3 protein-coding genes are annotated in these 3998 nt (G+C 40.8%); 2 read left to right on the top strand and 1 reads right to left on the bottom strand.

What is annotated here, in order from left to right:
- Together H5232_RS22530 and H5232_RS22525 are read left to right on the top strand one after the other, a co-directional pair.
- Positions 1 to 606: TRAP transporter large permease subunit (locus tag H5232_RS22530; protein ID WP_182831564.1), on the top strand; the 606-nt coding region annotated here is incomplete at its 5' end.
- Between the two features lie 190 nt (positions 607 to 796).
- Positions 797 to 1816, top strand: a complete 1020-nt coding sequence (locus tag H5232_RS22525; protein WP_145239108.1) for a LacI family DNA-binding transcriptional regulator — start codon at positions 797 to 799, stop codon at positions 1814 to 1816.
- A 639-nt stretch (positions 1817 to 2455) separates the two neighbouring features.
- On the opposite strand, the gene H5232_RS22520 is transcribed toward H5232_RS22525, so the two are convergent.
- A partial coding sequence (locus H5232_RS22520) for a polysaccharide lyase family 1 protein (RefSeq protein ID WP_404936413.1) occupies positions 2456 to 3998 on the bottom strand: 1543 nt, incomplete at its 5' end.

Here is a 3998-nt window from a genome sequence, read left to right as displayed (position 1 = left end):
GGCGGCATTATTGGCGGTGTATTTACCGCAACTGAAGCCGGCGCTATTGCCGTTATTTATGCTTTAATACTGTCGGTATTTATCTACAAAGAAATCAATATAGCTGAAATGCCTGCTATATTACTAAAAGCTTGTGAAACAACGGCTATTGTAATGCTGATCATTGCCGCGTCTTCGGGCATGTCGTGGTTATTGTCATACACACATATTCCACAGCTGGTCAGTGAGTTCTTTTTAACACTCAGTGATAATCCGATTTTAATCTTGTTGTTAATCAATCTGATTTTAATTTTGGTTGGCGCGTTTATTGATATGACGCCTGCGGTATTGATTTTTACACCGATCTTTTTACCGGTAGCTGAGCAATTTGGTATGTCGCCGATTCAATTTGGGATTATGATTGTATTAAACTTATCAATTGGCTTGGTGTCTCCGCCAGTTGGGAGTGTACTGTTTGTCAGTTGTGCGGTGGCGAAAACATCGTTACATAAAATAATTAAGCCAATGATGCCGCTGTATGCTGTGATGTTTCTGGTATTGATGTTGGTTACATATGTACCGGAGATCAGTGAAACGTTACCGCGTTTATTTGGTTTAATCGAGTAACTAACCTGAACTTGGGATAATTTATTTGCCAGCGTTTAGGCCAACTTAATCAAACAAATCTGTGATGGAGCTCAACAGCTCCATTTTTCTTTTAAATCAAAGTAGTCAATGTATAACAAGAGCTGACTAACTACTTCTATGGATCTACGGTTAGTGTTAAACTTTGCAATCATCCTAAATAGGAACTTTTATGTCAGTAACGATTAATGATGTAGCTAAGCTGTGTGGTGTTTCAAAGCGCACAGTTTCACGTGTGATCAACCGCTCTCCCGCTGTGGGTGAAGCGACGCGAGAGCGAGTGCTTAAAATTATCAGCGAAGTTGGTTTTTCTCCTGACAAACAAGCTCGGGGGCTGGCATCAAGTCGTTCTTACTTATTAGGTTTAATTTATGATAACCCCGATGCATTGTATATTGATCAGGTGCAACGAGGTGCATTAAGCGTCTGCTCTGAACTTGGCTATGAATTGGTTGTTCATCCTAGTTACTCTAAAAGTGCTGAATTTATTGACGATTGCCTGTCATTTATCTCTCGCTCTAAGCTTGATGGCGTGATTATTTTACCGCCAGTATCTGAAAACAAAGAGTTGGCTGCAGCAATTCGTGAAGCAGGTTGTCCTTATGTGCGCTTAGCATCGGTAGATTTAGATGATGCTGATAATATTGTGGTCTCAGACGAACGCGCAGCAATGAAAGAAATGGCCAGCTACTTGGTTGAACTTGGTCATAAAGACATTGGTTTTATTTCTGGACCGCAAGTTTATCGTTCTTCAATCGAACGCTTAGCTGGATTTTTAGCTGAACTGCAACAATGTAATGTGCAACTGCCAGGAAATCGTATTATTGAAGGCAAAAATAGTTACGAAAGTGGTATTGAGTGCGCTATGACATTGTTAAGCACTGAACCAAGACCAACGGCCATTGTTGCTAACAACGACGAAATGGCGGCTGGGGTATTACGGGTTGCCAGTAATTTAAATATCAAAGTACCAGAACAGCTATCAGTAGCAGGTTTTGATGATAATATTTTGGCTTCACGGATCATTCCATCGCTAACGACTATTCGAAGACCGGTACAAAATATGGCATGTTTAGCGGTGCAAAAACTCATTAATAAAAGCCAATCGACACAAAGTGAAAAAATTAAATTAGATGACGTAGTCACTCCTTATTTAGTGAAGCGTGAATCTACTAACAGATGCGCTAAATAGTACCGATTACCCCCCCATAATAACCTTTTTGTTACAGACATATAAAGCGCCTAACTGACAGTAGGGCGCTTACTTCTATCCGTAATCCAATATACTTTTTTGATTTAATTAATGAGTTAATTAAATTTGAGGAGCACCTTTGATAAAATAGCATGAAATATCGCTGTTAAACGAAACGGCCGATATGCTGCCTAAAGGATAAAATGCATAGCGCTCGTTTTTAATATCTGGAACATTTTGTGCGCTGTAAGCCCCGGCTGATATCAATTGTATTAAGTTACTGACCATTTATAGCGACAGATAAATACAGTGATACCAAGGCAGAAATATTGATAGGGTGTTCTTGGCAATTACTCCTGCATTGCTCTACCTCCTGCATCTATGCAGTCGTACTTGAAAAATTACTAACTCAATTTAATAACGTTAACTTCATGCCCTAGGGTAATCCCCCCATTTTTAATGGAGGCTAGCTCTTTAACCGCAGCGCCTGTTAATCTCTTTGTGAATTATTAACTTGAAGATTTTGTTGCGCAAAGAGAAAGGAATGATATGGATAAAAAAATACCCTTGCTGTGCGGGGCAAGGGTATTGGTAACTATCAAATTGTCTTAAAGCAGCGCTTGGCTGCTCTCATTACAACTACTGAATGGTTATCTCATCCAATGTGATAGTTGCTTCACTTTCCGTTCTGAGAGTGATGAATGAGGTTGCTGTGGCTACCAACCCATCGACGGTGTACGTTTGACCAGGGACGAGCTCTTCAAGTTTTACTGAATAAAACTTTGAAGAGCCGCCATGGATCGAATTAGCGCTACCTGAGGTATTGTTATCTACATATATTTGGAAGCTTTTTGCGGTGTTACCTGCTACAGCCGCGACTTTAAAGCTCACTTGATAGTTGTTACTTAAATCAAGTAGACCCGTTGTGCTTGCATCCGCTGAGGTGGTATTCACCGCAGGGGTGGTATTGGCAATGCTAATACGTGCACCTGTCATGGTTAGTTGCCCAGCGGATACATCGATTGTGCCAGTGACACGATGAAACAGCGGGGTCCCCGTACCCGCTAAACCTGATAGGTCGCGGTAGCTATTACTAAAAAATTCGTCAGCATTTGCTGCGGCAAAATTTTCAGTAAATGGTAAACCAAGCGGCTGTTGCACAGGTGGCTCACTTGGCGCTGCAATGTCTGGGATGTCTAAATCGCTTTGATCTATTTTACCAATACCGGCATGGGCAATAACATGCGCTTTAACGTCCATTACTGGAGTTAACTTATACTCGTAAGGTGCTTGGTATGAGCTGGTGGGTGTCATACCTGTAGCAGTAACCTCTGCTGCCACATCGCCGTCAGCCACATCACCCCAAGTAACGCCTTCACCTAGGTAGTTACCAGAGGTATTCCAATAACCAATTACTTTTGAGTAAAAAGAGACCACAGGATTTTTAGTATGCTCAAAGTAGTTATTCTCAATATGTAGCTCTGCGCCCATTCGTGAGTTAATCGCGCTAGAGGTGATATTGTTATAATAGTTGTTGAATATATGGCCTAGACCAAATCTAAACAACGGAACACGCGATATGATGTTTTCAAAGCGGTTATGGTGAAAGGTAATATGACGATTCTTGTTGCTGCTCGAGTCATCATCACTGTGACCATGGAGTGACGTTTTCCAGCTATCGTGAATATAGTTATATGAAATGGTAATGTTTTCAGCACCCGATTTAGAATCGATTAAACCATCATAATAATCTTGATCAACATTTAACGATGAATAGAGTTCGTTATGATCAATCCAGATATTCGCGGTAGGTTTATTTTCATCACCTTCAATCGAAATACCATCTTTACCGCCGGTAAGTACTTCATGGATTTTTAAGTTTTGGATAATGATGTTATTAGCACGACGAATAGCAATGCCGATACCACTTAGCTCACCACGATCTGCCACACCAATGATTGAGATATTATCCATATCTTTAATTTCGATAGAAGAATTATCGCCGCCACTGTTTGCATCAGTAATGACACCGTCGACATAAATAGTCACTGGAACACCTGATGATTTTGCTTGTGCTAAAGCCGATTTAAGCGCTGTGCCATTATCAACGGTCACGACTGTTCCACCTTCGCCAGCGGTTAGGTTAAAATTATAACCAGCAAAACCCAGACTATTATTCACC

This window comes from Pseudoalteromonas sp. SG41-5, assembly GCF_014164495.1.
GTDB lineage: Bacteria > Pseudomonadota > Gammaproteobacteria > Enterobacterales > Alteromonadaceae > Pseudoalteromonas > Pseudoalteromonas rhizosphaerae.
The sequence above is the reverse complement of the archived record's forward strand: the minus strand, read 5'-3'. Positions and strand labels throughout refer to the sequence as shown.

Coding starts and splice junctions, on each gene's coding strand:
- H5232_RS22525 (WP_145239108.1), top strand. CDS start 797: ATGTCAGTAACGATTAATGATGTAGCTAAGCTGTGTGGTGTTTCAAAG.